At 64.1% G+C, this 2,312-nt stretch carries 3 protein-coding genes; 2 read left to right on the forward strand and 1 reads right to left on the reverse strand.

Annotated features, from left to right (window positions below; all coding sequences use genetic code 11):
* Together C7C46_RS35320 and C7C46_RS27220 are read left to right on the forward strand one after the other, a co-directional pair.
* On the forward strand, positions 1-363 hold a 363-nt coding region (locus C7C46_RS35320), incomplete at its 5' end, for a DUF5753 domain-containing protein (protein ID WP_220040700.1).
* Between the two features lie 4 nt (positions 364-367).
* Positions 368-550 carry a DUF397 domain-containing protein gene (locus tag C7C46_RS27220; RefSeq protein WP_425470127.1) on the forward strand — a complete coding sequence of 61 codons (183 nt, stop codon included), beginning with the start codon at positions 368-370 and terminating at the stop codon, positions 548-550.
* Between the two features lie 41 nt (positions 551-591).
* Here the strand turns inward: C7C46_RS27220 and C7C46_RS27225 are convergent, their stop codons facing one another.
* Positions 592-1,362 carry a septum formation family protein gene (locus C7C46_RS27225; RefSeq protein ID WP_146259221.1) on the reverse strand — a complete coding sequence of 257 codons (771 nt, stop codon included), beginning with the start codon at positions 1,360-1,362 and terminating at the stop codon, positions 592-594.
* Positions 1,363-2,312: the final 950 nt, after the last annotated feature.

A 2,312-nucleotide genomic window follows, 5' to 3' on the forward strand; every position in this document is an offset into this window, starting at 1 on the left:
GTTCAGTGGGGGAACTTCAGCGAGATCGGCGGGGCGGCTGTCATGCGGGCCCAGCTCAAGCGACTCCTCAAGGCGGCCGAGCGCCCCAACATCACTGTCCAGGTTTTGCCGTTCAGCGCCGGCGAGCACTACGCGCTTGGAGCATCCCTGACACTGCACACCCTCCCCAAGGGCAACCGGGTGGCCTACATCGAGGGCGCTCGCCGAGGTCAGATCTATGAGGCAGCGGACAAGGTCAGGAACTGCGCACTGGTCTACGATGACCTCCGGGCAAGGGCCCTACCGCCGAACATGTCCCTGGACATGATCAAGTCCGTCATGGAGGGGATTTACCGTGATCCACGATACCCGTCCAAGAATTGAGCCTGTGGCATGGCTCAAGTCCAGTCGCAGCAATGCCACCGGCGGCAACTGTGTCGAGGTCGCGGTCAACATCCCCCACCACACCCCGGTCCGCGACAGCAAGGACCCCCACGGCCCGGCCCTCACCTTCCCCGCCCCGGCCTTCACCGCCTTCCTCACCGCGCTGCGCACCGACACCCTGAGCTGACGCGCAGGACCACCGAACAGCGCGCAGCCCCTCCTACCGCGTCAGGTGGTCAGATCTCCGACTGCCGGAACATCACCGGCAGACGGGTTCTCGTTCTCGGTCGCAAGGCCCAGGCTCGCACGGACGTCCTTCGCACTCCCTTGGCCAAGGTGGCTGTTCGCGGCGTCCAGTTCGGCAAGCAGGGAGGCCGGATCGGTCGAGTGCTCAGCCGCCCGCCAGTGCGGGAGACCCTCACTCAGATCAGCAATCAATGCGCTTACGGGCTGATTTGCACCTGCGGGCCAATCACGACTCTTCAGCGCCCGGACCTCTTCTTCGATCGCGCCCGCCATGTTCCCAGCCCACCCGCGGTATTCCCCGGGCTCGTCACCCGGCTTCCCGCCGGGACTGGCGACATCGTCCACATTGTTGACGGCCTTGAGGTAGCCGAGCTGATCGGACGTCAGATTGGAGATGTCACGGCGCAAGGTCCCCGTTCGTGGCTCGCTGCTGCGGAACAGGCACGTCGCATGGTCTCCACCGACATACCGGTCCCACGACTTGGCACCCGGGTAGACCACGTCGAGCCGCACCGTGCGCGGGATCGACCAACGGTCGAGGTTGTAGGCACGAGCGTCCCTGGAGCAGCCAGGCGTCGCAGCGTTCAGGGCATCATCATGGCTGGGGGATTCCCTGCCATCGACGTAGGTACGCCCGAACACCTCTGCAACATGAGGCTGGTCGCAGGGCAGAACGTGCACCTCCGCGGGCGTCGGGTCATCCGATCGCAACTGGTCGATACAGTCGCCCGGCTGCAGACGATCGGTAGTCAAGGTACCCGCTCGCCCGACGCGCCCACTGCTGTCCCTATGCGGTCCGGAGTCGCGCGAGCCGAGGTCGGACCCGGCCACGCCGATCGCCACCGGGACCCATAGCGCACAGATGACCAACGCGACCACGGCCAGACCGCGCCCATTCTCCCGAGTCCGCGGTATCCGACGCAACGCAGAAACAGCGAACCCGACCGCCACGGGGATCAGGCACCCGGTGACCGAGAGGACAACTGCAGTGATCGCTTGCCCACTCCAGCCAGGCGACCCGAGCACCGGTCCCTGGCCTGCGCCCCGCTCAGCTGGATCATCGCCCATCGCATGCGGGGTAGCCCCATGCAAAGATCCGCTTTTGTCCGATTCGCCCAGTTGAGACAACAGATTCCCCACCATTGATATTTAGCTGCCCGTTTACCCGCACAGCCGGCGCACTTATGCTAGCTGAGGCAAAAAGTCCAGGCAAGCAACAGGCTCGGAAACCTGCTACCGAGCTAACGCCCGCCAGAAGTCCGCAATGGCGACGCGCAATACCGTCTCAAGTTAAATGCGTCGACTTCGGCTAACAATAGCCCGAAGGGCGGTCAGCTTAATCGGGATGCGAAGCGGACCTGTGCAAACAGATGACTGCCGCTAATCCTTTGAATCCAGCAGGCAACGTACGAACACAACGCCCACCGGAACCGCGCCTCGCGAAATGAAAATAGGAGCTCGTCGCGATCAAGGAGCTGCTCGGCCGCGCCCACGTCAGCCTCGGGTATTCAGCCGGACAGGGTGATCTGACGCCCAATTAGAAGAAGGTGCCTCTGGCCTGCAAGGATGCGATTGCGACGTCGTATCCACAGCAAGAACAGGTGCACCTTCTCGGTGAGTGAGCGTACAGGGTGGGACCGGCGGCTGTCTGTCGCCGCTGACGGTAAGGGTCTGGTCGGGCACGCCGGGGCGGTGCTGCTGCA

The organism is Streptomyces tateyamensis, from assembly GCF_003205575.1.
Taxonomy (GTDB): domain Bacteria; phylum Actinomycetota; class Actinomycetes; order Streptomycetales; family Streptomycetaceae; genus Kitasatospora; species Kitasatospora tateyamensis.